Here is a 13,197-nt window from a genome sequence, read left to right as displayed (position 1 = left end):
CCTCCCGGCGAGAACGGGCGAATCCCCTCCCCGGTGGCCCGGAGGAGGGGATTCGGATGCGGTCGTTCAGCGGCCGGGCGTCGGGAAGGTGTCGGTGCGGACGGCGTCGATGAAGGAGTGCCAGGTGGTGGAGGGGAAGGAGAGGACGGGGCCCTCGGGGTCCTTGGAGTCGCGGACGAGCAGGAAGGGGTGGCCTTCGGCCACCTCGATGCAGTTGCCGCCGTTGTTCCCGCTGTAGCTGGACTTGCGCCACGAGATGGTGGGGTTGGCAGGCATGACGTTGAGAAGTCCTTCCCTCACACTGCGGATCAGCGCGGCGCTCTCGCGGGGGGAGAGCGCGTCCGCCTGGAGCAGATCATAGGCGCGCTGCCTGCGTTGGACGACTCTCGGATCCTCGATGAAGTGGCCCTGATCCAGGCTCTCGGAGTAGATCCGAGTCCTGCCGTCGGGTGAGGTGACCAGCGAGACGATGGTGGCGAACGGTACTCGTTCGCCGAGGCTGAGGGGCGCGACCTGGAGGACGACGTTGGGGAGCTGTCCGAGCGTCAGCAGGCGTCCGAGCTGTTCGTGCATGACCGCCTCGCCGCCCACGAGTGAGCGGATCGCGGCCTCGGAGTGGACGACCTTGAAGAGAGGGCCGTCCGGCGCGGTCAGGCGGTGCTGGCGAGCCAGTCGAGAGACGACGCGTTCCTCGATCAGGTCGGGGTTGCCCGCGGCGTCGCCCGATGCGAGCAGCGCACGGGCGTAGGCCTCGGTCTGCAGGAGGCCTGAGATGTGGGCGACCTGGAACTCGCAGATCGTCGAAGCCCGCTCCTCGAACCCCGCGTAGCGCCGGAACCAGTCCGGGTGCTCCACCCGGGCGTACCAGTCGATCTCTCTCCAGAGGTCCATCAGCTGTCCGCCGGTGTCCAGCAGCCGGTCGGCCGCGAGGACGAAGTCCTCCTGCGGGTTGCGGGTGCCCGCCTCGATGCGGGAGATGTGCGGGCGGCTGCACGGGACGAGTGCGGCGAGCTCACCCTGCGAGATTCCCTTCGCGTCGCGGAATCGCCGCAGGACGGCACCGAACACCGCTCCCGCGCTCGACCGCAGGTCCGGATGGACGGACTTCTGACGAGTCATGGTTCAGGCCCCCCTGTGTCAAGACGTTCCCTGGAACCGGCTGATCGCTCGTCACCGAATTCGGAACCGTCGACGCTAAGCGTGGAACGGAACGGGCGCCCGCGCTAGTGAGTGCACGAAGCGCCCTGCCCGCGCACGGACCCCCCAATGCATCAGAAGGTGGCATCGTCATGCCCGAATCGCTTGACAGCACGCCTGGGGACCGAGTCTGCTCCCTCCCGCGTCATCTCTCCTCCGCGTCCGCCGCGCGGACGAACGAATCGAGCACGCGCGACGTCTCTGCCGTCACCCGGTGTTCGGGGGCGAGGCGGATGTCCTGCCGGCCGCCCGTGACCTGCTGGACGAGTCGACCCGGCTGCGCCGCGAACTCGCGTTCCCCGAGGGGGTGGCCGCCAACCTGGTCGGTCTCGCGTACCTCGCCGCCGCCGAGAACCGCCCCGCCGATGCGCGGGCGCTGCTCGACGAGTCCGCCGAACTGGCCGCCGGCGCCGGGGCGAAGGCCGTCCTGCACTCGATCGACGAGGCGCGGGCCGAACTCTGACCGGTACGGGCGTCGGCGCGCCGCTTCACACGCTGCGGTCGGCGAGGACCTCGCGGATCACGTGGCGGGCGTTGGCCGCCAGGGCGGGGTTGGTGGTGCGGTAGTAGGGGAGTTGGATCAGGGCGATGGACAGGGCCCAGGCGCGGCCGCGGGCCCAGGTGGCGTCGTCGGCGGCGAGTGCGGCGCGGAAGGCGGGCCGGGCCGCGGCGGGGAGCAGGTTCCAGGCGACGATCTGGTCCACGGTCGGGTCGCCGACGCCCATGACGCCGAAGTCGATGACGGCGCGCAGCCGGCGGTTGCCGAGCAGGAGGTTCCCGGGGGACAGGTCGCCGTGCATCCAGGCGGGTCTCCCGGCGTGCTCCGGCAGGCGAAGTGCCTTCTCCCACACGGTGGTTGCCGCCTCCGTGTCGATCGATCCGCGGAGCCGGCCGATGGCGGCCCGGGTGGAGGCGTCACGGGAGGCCAGCGGCACGCCCCGGGAGCCCGGTGGGCCGTCCGCCGGGTCGACCGCACGCAGCGCGGTGATGAACCCGGCGAGGTCCTGGGCGAGTTGGATCGGCGCGGTGGTCGCGCCGACCACCGGGTTGGCACCGTCGATCCAGCGCAGCACCGACCACGCCCACGGGTAGCCGGCGGCGGGCCGGCCGAGTGCCAGCGGGGCGGGGATGGGGAGCGGCAGGTGCGGTGCCAGCTTCGGCAGCCAACGCTGCTCGCGTTCGACGCTCCCGGCCGCCCACCCCACCCGGGGCAGCCGTACGGCGAGTTCGGGACCGAGCCGGAACATCGCGTTGTCCGTCCCGGAGGAGGCGACCCGTTCGAGCGGCAGCCCGGCCCAGTGCGGGAACTGGGCGGCGAGCAACCGCCGTACCAGGGCGGTGTCGATGTCCGGTTCGTCGTCATGCATCCGGGCTGCAGCGCACATGCCCGGCACTGTACTCCCGGGTTCCACGGCCGTTCACCGTATTTCGAACACCGGGGTGGGGCGGTGACGATCAGGTGGGGACGTCGGGTCGGGTGGGGGCGCTCGGCGGTGCGGTCGCGCGGTGGGTGCCGCCGCGGCGGGCCGGACCGACGTCGTCCGGATCGCCGCCGACGGCCGCCCCTCCCCGACCGTCAACGGCTGAACTCCGCCGCCGCGCCACGCCCGCTCGCTCCGGGGGCGGCCGGGAGGTGTCGCCGGTCAGTGCCAGAATGCGGGGGTACGGGGAAAGCAACTCTGGAGAAGGTGACCGGCTTCGTGAGCACGCCAGACGAACAGGTGGCCCAGCAGGCCCAGCAGGCGATCGAGCGCAAGATCGCCGAGGAGCTGGGTGTCCGCGGCGGGCAGGTGAAGGCGGCCGTCGATCTGCTCGACGGCGGCGCGACCGTGCCGTTCGTGGCCCGCTACCGCAAGGAGGCGACCGGCTCGCTCGACGACACCCAGCTGCGCACCCTGGAGGAGCGGCTGCGCTACCTGCGGGAGCTGGAGGAGCGGCGCACGGCCGTCCTGGAGTCGATCGAGTCCCAGGGCAAGCTCGACGAGGCGCTGCGCGGGCAGATCCTCGCCGCCGACTCCAAGGCCCGCCTGGAGGACATCTACCTCCCGTTCAAGCCGAAGCGTCGGACGAAGGCGCAGATCGCCCGCGAGGCCGGTCTGGAGCCGCTCGCCGACACCCTGCTCGCGGACCCGACGCAGGACCCGGCGGCGGTGGCGGACGCCTATCTGAACGAGGCGGTGGCCGACCGGGCCGCCGCGCTGGAGGGCGCCCGGTCCATCCTGGTCGAGCGGTTCGGCGAGGACGCCGACCTGGTGGGCTCGCTGCGCGAGCGGATGTGGACCCGGGGCCGGGTGGTCGCCACCGTCCGTGCGGGCAAGGAGCAGGAAGGCGCCAAGTTCGCCGACTACTTCGACTTCGCCGAGCCGTACACCAAGCTCCCCTCGCACCGGATCCTGGCGATGCTGCGCGGCGAGAAGGAGGAGGTGCTGGACCTCGAACTCTCCCCCTACGACGGCGAGGAGGCCGGTGACCTCCCCGGCGCGAGCGACTACGAGCAGCGGATCGCCGCCCGCTTCGGCATCGCCGACCACGGCCGTCCGGCCGACAAGTGGCTCGGCGACACCGTCCGCTGGGCCTGGCGCACCCGCATCCTGGTGCGGCTCGGCATCGACCTGCGCGGCCGGCTCCGGCAGGAGGCCGAGGACGAGGCGGTGCGCGTCTTCGCCGCCAACCTGCGCGACCTGCTGCTCGCCGCACCGGCGGGCACCCGCGCCACGATGGGCCTGGACCCGGGCTTCCGGACGGGCGTGAAGGTCGCGGTCGTGGACGCCACCGGGAAGGTCGTCGCGTTCGACACGATCTACCCGCACCAGCCCGCCAACAAGTGGGACGCCGCGCTGGCCACCCTGGCGGCGCTGGCGAGGAAGCACGGCGTGGACCTGGTCGCGATCGGCAACGGCACCGCCTCCCGCGAGACGGACAAGCTCGCCGAGGACCTCATCAAGCGCCACCCGGAGCTGAACCTCACCAAGGCGATGGTCAGCGAGGCCGGCGCCTCGGTCTACTCGGCCTCGGCGTTCGCGTCCCAGGAGCTGCCCGAGCTGGATGTGTCGATCCGCGGCGCGGTCTCCATCGCCCGCCGCCTCCAGGACCCGCTGGCCGAGCTGGTCAAGATCGACCCCAAGTCGATCGGGGTCGGCCAGTACCAGCACGACCTCAGCGAGGTGAAGCTGTCCCGCTCGCTGGACGCGGTGGTCGAGGACTGCGTCAACGCGGTCGGGGTGGACGTCAACACCGCCTCCGCGCCGCTGCTCACCCGGGTCTCCGGGATCACCGGCACGCTCGCGGACAACATCGTCGCGCACCGCGACGCCAACGGCCCGTTCCGGACCCGCAAGGCGCTCAAGGACGTCGCCCGGCTCGGTCCGAAGGCGTTCGAGCAGTGCGCGGGCTTCCTGCGGATCCCGGACGGCGACGACCCGCTGGACGCCTCCGGGGTCCACCCGGAGGCGTACCCGGTGGTGCGCCGGATCCTCGCCGGCACCGGCGGTCAGCTGCGCGAGCTGATCGGCAACAGCACCGCGCTGCGGGGCCTGCGGCCGGGGGACTTCGCCGACGAGACCTTCGGCATCCCGACCGTGACCGACATCCTCGGCGAGCTGGACAAGCCGGGCCGCGACCCGCGCCCGGCCTTCCGCACGGCCACCTTCAAGGAGGGTGTCGACAAGATCGGCGACCTGGAGGTCGGCATGGTGCTGGAGGGCGTGGTCACCAACGTCGCGGCCTTCGGGGCCTTCGTCGACGTGGGCGTGCACCAGGACGGGCTGGTGCACGTCTCGGCGCTGTCGAAGAACTTCGTCAAGGACCCGCGCGAGGTGGTCAAGCCGGGTGACATCGTCACCGTGCGGGTGACCACGGTGGACGTGCCGCGCAAGCGGATCGGGCTGACGCTGCGCCTCGACGACGAGGTCGGCCGGGAGCGCGGGGGTGACCGGGGTGACCGGGGTGACCGGGGTGACCGGGGCGGCGACCGCGGGGGCGACCGCGGCGGCCGGCAGGCGCGTCCGCCGCGCCAGGACCGGCGGGGCTCGGGCGGTGGCTCGGGTGCGGGCTCCGGCGGCTCCGGTTCGGGCGGCCAGGCCCCGCTGGGCAGCGGGGCGATGGCGGACGCGTTGCGCCGGGCCGGTCTGGCGGGCGGGTCCGGCTCCGAGGGCGGCCGGCGCTCCGGGCGCCGCTGAGGCAGCCGCCCCTGCTGGGGTCGCCGGGGCCCGGTTCCGCCGTTCGGACGTGACGCGGCGGCGGGCCGGTGGACGTGCGGTCCACCGGCCCGCCGCCCCGGTCGGTCCCGGCTCAGGCCGGTCGCCGCTCAGGCCAGGAGCTTCTCCTTGGCCCGCTGGTACTCGACCTCGGTGATCGCACCGCCGGCCTTGAGGTCGGCGAGCTTGGCGAGGTCGTCGACGTGGCTGCGCCCGCCGGCCGCGGCGGCGCTCGCGGTGGAACCCGTCGAGCCCGTGGCACCCGGGGCACCCGCGCCCGGCGGACCGCTCCCGGGCGCCTCGGCGGCTGCCTCCCGGATGTACGCCTTGAACGCGGCCTCGTTCTGCCGGGCCTCGGCCACGTCCCGCTTGCTCATCGACGTGCCACGGGCGATCACGTAGACGAGGACGCCGATCAGGGGCAGCAGGATCACCAGGATCAGCCAGCCGGCCCGGCCCCAACCGCTGAGGTCCTGGCTGCGGAAGATGTCCGTGATGATCTTGAACAGCAGGAAGAACCAGAGGATCCAGAGGAACAGCTCGAACATCGTCCAGAAGATGTTGAGCAGCGGGTAGTTGTCCATGACGCTCCCGTCGGTGACGACCCAGGTCAAACGAGTCATATCACCGCATGAAGAGCATGGCGCCGCTGTGATCGGCCATCCCAGTGATCTTCGCCGCCGCCGGGTGTGAGCCCCGCCCGGGCCCCACCCGCGCCCGTGCCCCGGCCCACGCCCCGGCCCCGGCTCGCCCCGGCCGCCGCTCCGCTTCGCTATCCGGCGGACGTCCGCCCGCGCAGCTCCACGGCCAGGCCGACCAGCTCGCCCCACCACGGCTCGTGGCTGCCGACCAGCAGCCGCTGCGCCTCGGCCGGCTCCACCGCACGGACCTCGACCACCTGCTCGCCGTCGTCCGGGTTGGTCGGGGTGGAGTCCACCGACACCTCCGCCCAGCCCCAGAGCCAGGCCTTCTCGGGGTGCGGCTGCCACGGCCGGTACGGCTCCGCGCTGTCCGTCACGCAGCGGTGGGCCCCCAGCCAGGACGGCTCGCCGAGCAGGCGCGCGCCGGCCTCCTCACGCAGCTCGCGGACCAGGCAGGACTCGATCGACTCGCCGCTCTCCCGCGTCCCGCCCGGCAGGAACCAGTGGTCGCGGTCGTCCCGGCAGAGCACCACCAGCCCGGCGGAGAAGCCCACCAGGTGGATGTTGGTGATGAGTTCGTCCGGTGGCAGCGCGAGGGAGAACTGCGCGTCGTACCGGCCCCAGGGCCAGTACTGCGGTGCGTGCAACGCGGGGAAGCGCGCGGCCAGTTCGGCCGCTCTGGCAGAGACGTCGGATCGGTCCGTGGTGTCGGTCATTCGGTGATCGTAGTCCCGGCCGGACGCAGCAGGGGGGTGGTCGCCTGGACGAGTGCGAGGTCGGCCACGTCGATCGCCCGGGGGCGGCGCGGGATGGTCGCCTCGATCGGGACGCCGGCCCAACTGCCGAGCGAGATCTCGGCGGTGATGCCCGGTCCGAAGCCCGCGATCAGGCCGTGGGTGCCGTCCGCGACCCCGCCCTCATCGAAGAGCCGGGCGAGGGCGTCGAAGACGACCGCACTGGCGATGTTCCCGCGCTCGGTGAGGGTGGCGCGGCTGAAGCGGAAGGCCGCGGGCTCCAGGTCGAGGTAGTGGCAGAGGTCGTCGAGGATCCGCGGGCCGCCGGCGTGCACGATGTAGAAGCCCAGGCCCGAGATGTCCCAGCTGTGTTCGGTGGCCAGCGTGCGCAGGGCGGGCGCGAGCATCTCCATGGTGCCGGGGACGCGTTTGTCGAGCTGGAAGTGGAAGCCGGTGTCCCTGACGCCGTAGGAGATCCAGTCCTCGGTGTGCGGGACGAGGTGCGAGCCGTTGCGCTCGATGTGCACGCCGGTGCCGCCTCGGCCGCGCATCACGGCGGCGGCGACGGCGTCCCCGAACAGGCCGTTGGAGAGCAGCGACCCGACGCCGAGGTCGGTCGGCTGGTAGCAGAGCGAGCAGAACTCGCAGGCCACGATGAGCACGTTGGCGCCGGGGTAGGCGCGGCAGAAGTCGTGCGCCCGGTTGACGGCGGCGCCGCCGGCCGCGCAGCCGAGCTGGGCGATCGGCACCTGGCGGGTGTCGGAGCGGAAGCCCATGGTGTTGATCAGCCAGGCGGTCAGCGACGGCATCATGAAGCCGGTGCAGGACACGTAGATGATCAGGTCGATCTCGCGGGCGGACAGCTCGGCGTTGGCCAGGGCGCGTTCGACCACCTCGGGGACCCTGCGCTTGGCCTCCCGCTCGTAGACCGCGTTGCGGCCGGTGAAGCCGGGGTGGCGCAGGGTCTCGTCGATGGGCTGGACCAGGTGCCTGGTCCGGACGCCGGTGTTCTCGATCAGACGCAGGGCGAGGCCGAGCTGTGGATGGTCGGCGTGCAGGCCGCGGGCCAGGTCGAGGGTCTGCTCCAGGGTGATGACGTGTTCGGGGACGGCGATGGCGGGTCGGCAGAGTGTTGCCATGGGTACGGATCTCCCCTGGAGGGCCTACGGGTGCGTCGGAGGGGCGCCGGGCCGGCGCGGCGGGGAGCTGGTCACCAGGCGACCGGCAGGGTCCGCGGATAGCGCCAGATCGAGCCCGTCCGCCAGTCCAGCTCGGCGGCCGGCACGGCGAGCCGCAGGTCGGGGAAGCGGCGCAGCAGGGTGCCGATGGCCACCTGGAGCTCCATCCGGGCGAGGTGGGCGCCCGCGCAGTGGTGCGTCCCGTAGCCGAAGGCCATGTGGTTGGCCGAGCCGCGGTCGAGGTCCAGCTCGTCGGGCCGCTCGAACATCTCCGGGTCGCGGTTGGCGGCCAGGTAGGAGACGTGGACGGCCTCGCCGGCCCTGATCCGCACGCCGCCGAGTTCGACGTCCTCGGTGGCGACCCGGGCGATGCCGACGCCCTGGCGGAACGGGATGAAGCGGAGCAGCTCCTCGATGGCGCGCGGCAGCAGCTCCGGCTGGGCGCGGAGCTTGCCGAGCTGCTCGGGGTGGGTGAGCAGGGTGTAGGTGATGTTGCTCAGCTGGTAGGTGCTGGTGTCGTGGCCGGTGACCAGCAGGACCATGGCCATCACGGCGAGCTCCTGGTCGTCCAGCAGCTCCTCCTCGTCCCGGGCGGTGGCCAGGGCGCTGATCAGGTCCTCGCCGGGGGAGCGGCGGCGGGCGGCGGTCAGCTCGGAGAAGTAGGCGCGCAGTGCGGCCTTGGCCCGGACCTGGCCGTCGCCGCTGCCGGGGCCCATCGACATCATCGCGACGGCGTGGCCGCGCAGCTCGGCGCGGTCCTCCTCGGGGATGTCGAGCAGCTCGCAGATGGTGACCATGGGGAGCCGGGAGGCGAGGTGGTGGACGAAGTCGGCGGGGGAGCCGTGCTCCGCCATCTCGTCCAGGAAGCCGTCGACCGTGCGCTGGGTATTCGGCCGCAACTGCTCGACCTGCCGGTTGGTGAACCCCTTGGCGACCAGCCGGCGCAGCCGGTTGTGGGCCGGCGGGTCCATCAGGTTGATCGCCTCGGCCTGGGCGATCGGGGCGGGCGTCATCCGGGGGAGGTCGCGGCCGATGCCGGCGGCGCGGCTGAACCGGCGGTCGGTGGTGACGACGCGGACGTCCTCGTAGCGGGTGGCCAGCCAGGCCTCGCCCTCGCCGTGCGGCAGCCGGATCCTGGCGACCGGGTCCTCGGTGAGCAGTCGCTTGAGGAGGGGGTCGAACTCCAGGCCTTCGGTGTGGTTGAAGGGGCAGTCCCACACGGGGGCGGAGGTAGTCACGGGTTATCCCAATGGCCGGAGTTGGTGCCGCCCGACCGGGGGATCGTTCGGGCGCGGACGTGCTGATGTTCCCCCATGGAAAGGCAAAAATGTGGATAAGGAAGATAGTTCGCTCGATCGAGCGAGATTGATGATTGTCGTGCGATATGCGGGAGTTGAGGGCGCGCGGATGCCCGGGCGAGCGGGGCGCGCCCGGGCGGTCGGGCGCGCCCCGCCCGGTCAGCCGCCGAAGTTGAGCGCGTACAGCGAGCGCGCGAGGTCCGGGGTCACGAAGTCCAGCGGGACGGTGCCGAGCACCGGGCGGGCGGGGCGGTCGAGGGCGCCCAGGTAGGAGCGGAGCTTCGGCGTGATCGCGTCCGCGGCCTGGCGCGGCCAGAGGCCCCAGCCGGAGCTGGAGGTGAAGGTGAGGAACAGGCGGCCCGGGTCGGCGGCGGCGCGGGCGGCGTCCAGGTGGGCGGAGACCTCGGGCCACTTGCGGGAGTTGAGCTCGAAGATGGTGCCGATGTCGTAGTCGTCCTCGATGTCCGTCCGGGTACCGCCCCAACGGAGGCCGGGCAGACCGGAGTTGTCGGCCAGCAGGACCACCCGCCCGCGCACCTCGGCGAGCCGGGGGATCCGGTCCTCGCTCCAGAACAGGCCCGGCCAGCGCGCCTGGTAGCCGGCGAAGAGTGCGCCGAACTCGTTGTCGGAGACCGTGGAGTACTCCTGTTTGACCCGCATGACCAGGGTCTCGCCCGGGTGGGCGGCGAGGAAGGCCAGGCAGTGGTTGAGGACGTCGCCGAAGAAGATCTGCTGGAAGACCGGGCCGTGGTGGATCGCGAGCACGCCGTCGATCGCGCGGCAGCGGATGTCCAGGAAGCGCACGCCGGCCGCGAACTGGTCGGGCAGGGCGAGCGTCTGGGTCTGTGTCAGCGGGCCGCCGTACAGCGCGCAGCTGTCGTGCGTGCCGGGGAGGGTGAGCCGGGAGAGCGGGGCTCCGCCGTCGACGGCGGCCAGCCAGTCGGCTCCCGCCGGGACGGCGAGCGCGCCGGCCCGGGGCGTGGCCGCCCCGAGGCCGGCGGCGGTGAGGGCGCCCAGCAGGGCGGTTCGGGTGAAGGTGCGCCGGCTGATCGGCGCGTGCGAGGTCACGGGCACGGTCTGGTACCCCCGTCGGGTGTGGTGGCCGGATCACGACAATGGCATGTCCATTGTGGAGAGATCGGCCCGCCCTGCCCAGCCCCGCGACGGCGCGCGGTCGCACCTCCGGCCGTCAGCGGCGGGCGAGTTGTCGTGCGGGCGGGCGAGGTCCGGCCGGCCCGCGCCGCGCACGGGTGAGGTCCGGCCCGGTGGCCGGCCGGCCCCCGGGAGTCACCAAGCCGCCTCGCGGCAGTCCTTGAGGAAGACGCCCGACACCGGCGCCCCGGCCTCGCCGCGGACGATCGGGTCGTAGACGCGCGCGGCGCCGTCGACGATGTCGAGCGGGGTGCGGAACCCGTCGGCGGCCAGCCGGGCCTTCTTGGGGGCCGGGTTCTCGTCGGTGATCCAGCCGGTGTCGACCGCGCACATGTGGACGCCCTGAGCGGCGAGTTCCTCGGCGCTGGTGCGGGTGAGCATGTTGAGGGCGGCCTTGGCCATGTTGGTGTGCGGGTGGCCGGCGGTCTTGTTGCGGACGGCGAACCGGCCCTCCACCGCGGTGACGTTGACGATGTAGCGGCGGGCGTGCGGCGCGGCCAGCAGCAGCGGCAGCAGGCGGTCGCAGAGCAGCGCGGGCGCGAGCGCGTTGACCAGCTGGGTCTCCAGGAGCTCCGCCGGATCCAGCGCACCGAGCCGGGCCGACCAGGAGTTGACCGGCGCGGGGTCGGGCAGCAGGCCCGCCTCGTCGGCCCACTCGGAGGGCAGGGCGAGGGCCGACCGGTCGGCGGCGGTGTCGAGTTCGGCGGCGGGCCAGGCCGGGGCGAGGGCGGGCATCGGTCGGAACCCCGGGGCGTGGACGACCGCGGTGGGCGCGGCGGGCAGGGCGGCCCGCTCACCGGCGGCCAGCAGGGCGTAGGACCCGGGCGGGCGGCGCAGGGTCTGCGCGGCGTTGTTGACCAGGATGTCCAGCGGGCGGCCGTCGGCGCGGAGTTGCTCGGTGAGGCCGAGCACCTGGCGCGGGTCGCGCAGGTCGATGCCGACCACGGTGAGGCGGTCGCGCCACTCGGCGCTGCCGGCGGCGGCGTGGAAGCGCCGTACGGTGTCGTGCGGGAAGCGGCTGGTGACGATCAGTTCGGCGCCGTCGCGCAGCATCATCAGGGCGAGCTGGAAGCCGATCTTCACCCGGCCGCCGGTGAGCAGTGCCCGGCGCCCGCGCAGGTCGGTGCTGAGGCCGCGACGGGCGGTGTTGTCGACGGCGCAGTCGGGGCAGAGCATGTGGTAGAAGGCGTCCACCCGGCGGTAGTGCTGCTTGCAGACGTAGCAGCGGCGGCCGAGCCGGAGCTCGCCGAGCGGGGCGGCCGAGGCGGCGGCGGTCAGCGGCGCGTCCTCGCGGCGGTCCGGCGCGCCGGTGGCGGTGGCGGCGAGCAGGCCGGCATCGGCCAGGCGGTCCTCGTCCCGGGCGTCCTGGCGACGGCGCTTGCGACTCTCCCGGACGAAGGACTCCAGTTGGCGCTCGGCGTGCCGGCGGACCGAGTGGTCGGCGGGGAGGGCGCGCAGGCGTCCGAGGGTGCGGCCGAAGGCCGCCAGCTCCTCCGGGCCTATCTCGTCGGCCGCTGTCCGCTCGTCGCTCCGGACCGTCATGTCCTCCCCCTCGTGCGCTGTGCTGCGATGCCGTGTGCTGCGCTGTCCTGTACTGCGGTGCCCTGTGCTGCGGTGCCCTGCGCTGGGATGCCCTGTGCTGGGATGTCCGCGCTGCGGCGCCCCGGTGGTCGCGGCCGGAGGCGAGCGGGCGGTGCGCCTGCCGTCGTGCCACCGGACCAGGACGAGGACCAGACCAGGGCCGGACCAGGACCAGGACCAGGGCCAGGACCAGGACCAGGGCCCGCCGGGGAGGCCGGACGCGGACCGGCGTGCCCGCCGCGGTGCCGCCCCCGGGCGGTGGTGAGGACTGTAGCGGCTGCGCCCGACAAGTGAGATCGCATTATTCGTAGGATGAGACCTTGATCGCGGCGGATGTGCTGCGAGCCCGCGGCGCGGTGCGCGGCGGGATCGAGGCGGTTGCGCGTCGCGGCCTCGCGGCGGGCCGGCCGCCGGCCCGCGGTGTCCGCACCGCGGCCACGAAGGGAACGGGGAGCGCGGCACGATGGTGAGTCTCGGCGCGATAGCCGGCATCGCGATGGTGGAACTGGGGATGGTCCTGTCCCCCGGTCCGAACATGATCTACCTGGTGTCCCGCTCGGTCGCCCAAGGCCGCCGGGCCGGGCTGACCTCGCTGGCGGGCGTCTTCGTCGGCTTCCTGGTCTACCTGGTCGCGGCGACGGCCGGGATCGCGGCGGTGTTCGCGCTGGTGCCGGAGGTCTATCTGGCGCTCAAGCTGGCGGGCGCGGGCTACCTGCTCTGGCTGGCCTGGAAGGCCGTCCGGCCGGGCGGCACTTCGGCGTTCGCGCCGAAGGAACTGGCGGCCGACCGGCCCGCCCGGCTGTTCGGCATGGGCCTGCTGACCTGCCTGCTGAACCCGAAGATCGCGATCCTGTACGTCTCGCTGCTGCCGCAGTTCGTCGATCCGGACCGCGGCCACGTCGCGGTGCAGAGCCTGCTGCTGGGCCTGACGCAGATCGCGGTCGGCGTGGCCGGCAACGCGGTCTTCGTGCTGATGGCGGGCTCGGTGTCGGCCTTCTTCGCGCGTCGCCCGACCTGGCAGCGGGTCCACCGGTACCTGATGGGCACGGCGCTGGCCGGCTTCGCGGTGCGGCTCGTGGCGGACCGCTCGAACGCCGCGGCGGCGGCGCCCTGAGCCGCCGTCGGCGGTCACCGGCGGATCGGTGCGCTACAAGGGGGAGGAGATCTCCCGGCTCTCCGGCTCCGCCCTGAAGGCGGTGCGGCGCAACATCCAGATGGTG

At 73.2% G+C, this 13,197-nt stretch carries 11 protein-coding genes; 3 read left to right on the top strand and 8 right to left on the bottom strand.

The annotated features are described in order from the left end of the window. Positions 1 to 66 precede the first annotated feature (66 nt). Positions 67 to 1,119 carry a Scr1 family TA system antitoxin-like transcriptional regulator gene (locus ABZ497_RS00055; protein WP_359802230.1) on the bottom strand — a complete coding sequence of 351 codons (1,053 nt, stop codon included), beginning with the start codon at positions 1,117 to 1,119 and terminating at the stop codon, positions 67 to 69. Positions 1,120 to 1,411: 292 nt separating this feature from the next. On the opposite strand from ABZ497_RS00055, the gene ABZ497_RS00050 reads away from it, so the two are divergent. Then, positions 1,412 to 1,660 (top strand): hypothetical protein, encoded by a 249-nt coding sequence (locus tag ABZ497_RS00050; protein WP_359802228.1) that lies wholly within the window; start codon positions 1,412 to 1,414, stop codon positions 1,658 to 1,660. A 25-nt stretch (positions 1,661 to 1,685) separates the two neighbouring features. On the opposite strand, the gene ABZ497_RS00045 is transcribed toward ABZ497_RS00050, so the two are convergent. After that, positions 1,686 to 2,582 (bottom strand): aminoglycoside phosphotransferase family protein, encoded by an 897-nt coding sequence (locus ABZ497_RS00045; RefSeq protein WP_329487082.1) that lies wholly within the window; start codon positions 2,580 to 2,582, stop codon positions 1,686 to 1,688. Positions 2,583 to 2,897: 315 nt separating this feature from the next. On the opposite strand from ABZ497_RS00045, the gene ABZ497_RS00040 reads away from it, so the two are divergent. Next, a complete protein-coding gene (locus ABZ497_RS00040) occupies positions 2,898 to 5,375 on the top strand; it encodes a Tex family protein (RefSeq protein WP_359802225.1) in 2,478 nt (825 codons plus the stop codon). A 128-nt stretch (positions 5,376 to 5,503) separates the two neighbouring features. Here the strand turns inward: ABZ497_RS00040 and ABZ497_RS00035 are convergent, their stop codons facing one another. The 6 genes from ABZ497_RS00035 to ABZ497_RS00010 all read right to left on the bottom strand — a co-directional run bounded on the left by ABZ497_RS00035 (position 5,504) and on the right by ABZ497_RS00010 (position 11,938). Further along, positions 5,504 to 5,977, bottom strand: a complete 474-nt coding sequence (locus ABZ497_RS00035; RefSeq protein ID WP_329492062.1) for an SHOCT domain-containing protein — start codon at positions 5,975 to 5,977, stop codon at positions 5,504 to 5,506. Between the two features lie 188 nt (positions 5,978 to 6,165). After that, positions 6,166 to 6,750 (bottom strand): NUDIX hydrolase, encoded by a 585-nt coding sequence (locus ABZ497_RS00030; RefSeq protein WP_329487080.1) that lies wholly within the window; start codon positions 6,748 to 6,750, stop codon positions 6,166 to 6,168. Continuing rightward, complete coding sequence (locus ABZ497_RS00025) at positions 6,747 to 7,907, bottom strand: type III polyketide synthase (RefSeq protein WP_359802223.1); 1,161 nt, start codon at positions 7,905 to 7,907, stop codon at positions 6,747 to 6,749. The genes ABZ497_RS00030 and ABZ497_RS00025 overlap by 4 nt, the downstream gene beginning before the upstream one ends. Before the next feature lie 71 nt (positions 7,908 to 7,978). Continuing rightward, positions 7,979 to 9,184, bottom strand: coding sequence for a cytochrome P450 (locus ABZ497_RS00020; protein WP_359802221.1), 1,206 nt, complete (start codon positions 9,182 to 9,184; stop codon positions 7,979 to 7,981). Positions 9,185 to 9,403: 219 nt separating this feature from the next. Then, entirely contained in the window at positions 9,404 to 10,312 is a 909-nt protein-coding gene (locus tag ABZ497_RS00015) for a phosphatidylinositol-specific phospholipase C (RefSeq protein ID WP_359802219.1), read from the bottom strand. 219 nt (positions 10,313 to 10,531) lie between these two features. Continuing rightward, positions 10,532 to 11,938, bottom strand: coding sequence for an SDR family NAD(P)-dependent oxidoreductase (locus tag ABZ497_RS00010; RefSeq protein WP_359802217.1), 1,407 nt, complete (start codon positions 11,936 to 11,938; stop codon positions 10,532 to 10,534). Positions 11,939 to 12,440: 502 nt separating this feature from the next. Here ABZ497_RS00010 and ABZ497_RS00005 point away from each other — a divergent pair. Continuing rightward, positions 12,441 to 13,091: a LysE family translocator gene (locus ABZ497_RS00005; RefSeq protein ID WP_359802215.1), complete on the top strand. Its 651-nt coding sequence runs from the start codon at positions 12,441 to 12,443 to the stop codon at positions 13,089 to 13,091. Positions 13,092 to 13,197 lie beyond the last annotated feature (106 nt).

This window comes from Kitasatospora sp. NPDC005751 (assembly GCF_040630835.1).
Taxonomy (GTDB): Bacteria; Actinomycetota; Actinomycetes; order Streptomycetales; family Streptomycetaceae; genus Kitasatospora.
This window is presented reverse-complemented; position numbering and strand designations above follow the sequence as displayed.

Coding starts and splice junctions, on each gene's coding strand:
- ABZ497_RS00055 (WP_359802230.1), bottom strand. CDS start 1,119: ATGACTCGTCAGAAGTCCGTCCATCCGGACCTGCGGTCGAGCGCGGGA.
- ABZ497_RS00025 (WP_359802223.1), bottom strand. CDS start 7,907: ATGGCAACACTCTGCCGACCCGCCATCGCCGTCCCCGAACACGTCATC.
- ABZ497_RS00005 (WP_359802215.1), top strand. CDS start 12,441: ATGGTGAGTCTCGGCGCGATAGCCGGCATCGCGATGGTGGAACTGGGG.
- ABZ497_RS00045 (WP_329487082.1), bottom strand. CDS start 2,582: ATGTGCGCTGCAGCCCGGATGCATGACGACGAACCGGACATCGACACC.
- ABZ497_RS00030 (WP_329487080.1), bottom strand. CDS start 6,750: ATGACCGACACCACGGACCGATCCGACGTCTCTGCCAGAGCGGCCGAA.
- ABZ497_RS00010 (WP_359802217.1), bottom strand. CDS start 11,938: ATGACGGTCCGGAGCGACGAGCGGACAGCGGCCGACGAGATAGGCCCG.
- ABZ497_RS00035 (WP_329492062.1), bottom strand. CDS start 5,977: ATGGACAACTACCCGCTGCTCAACATCTTCTGGACGATGTTCGAGCTG.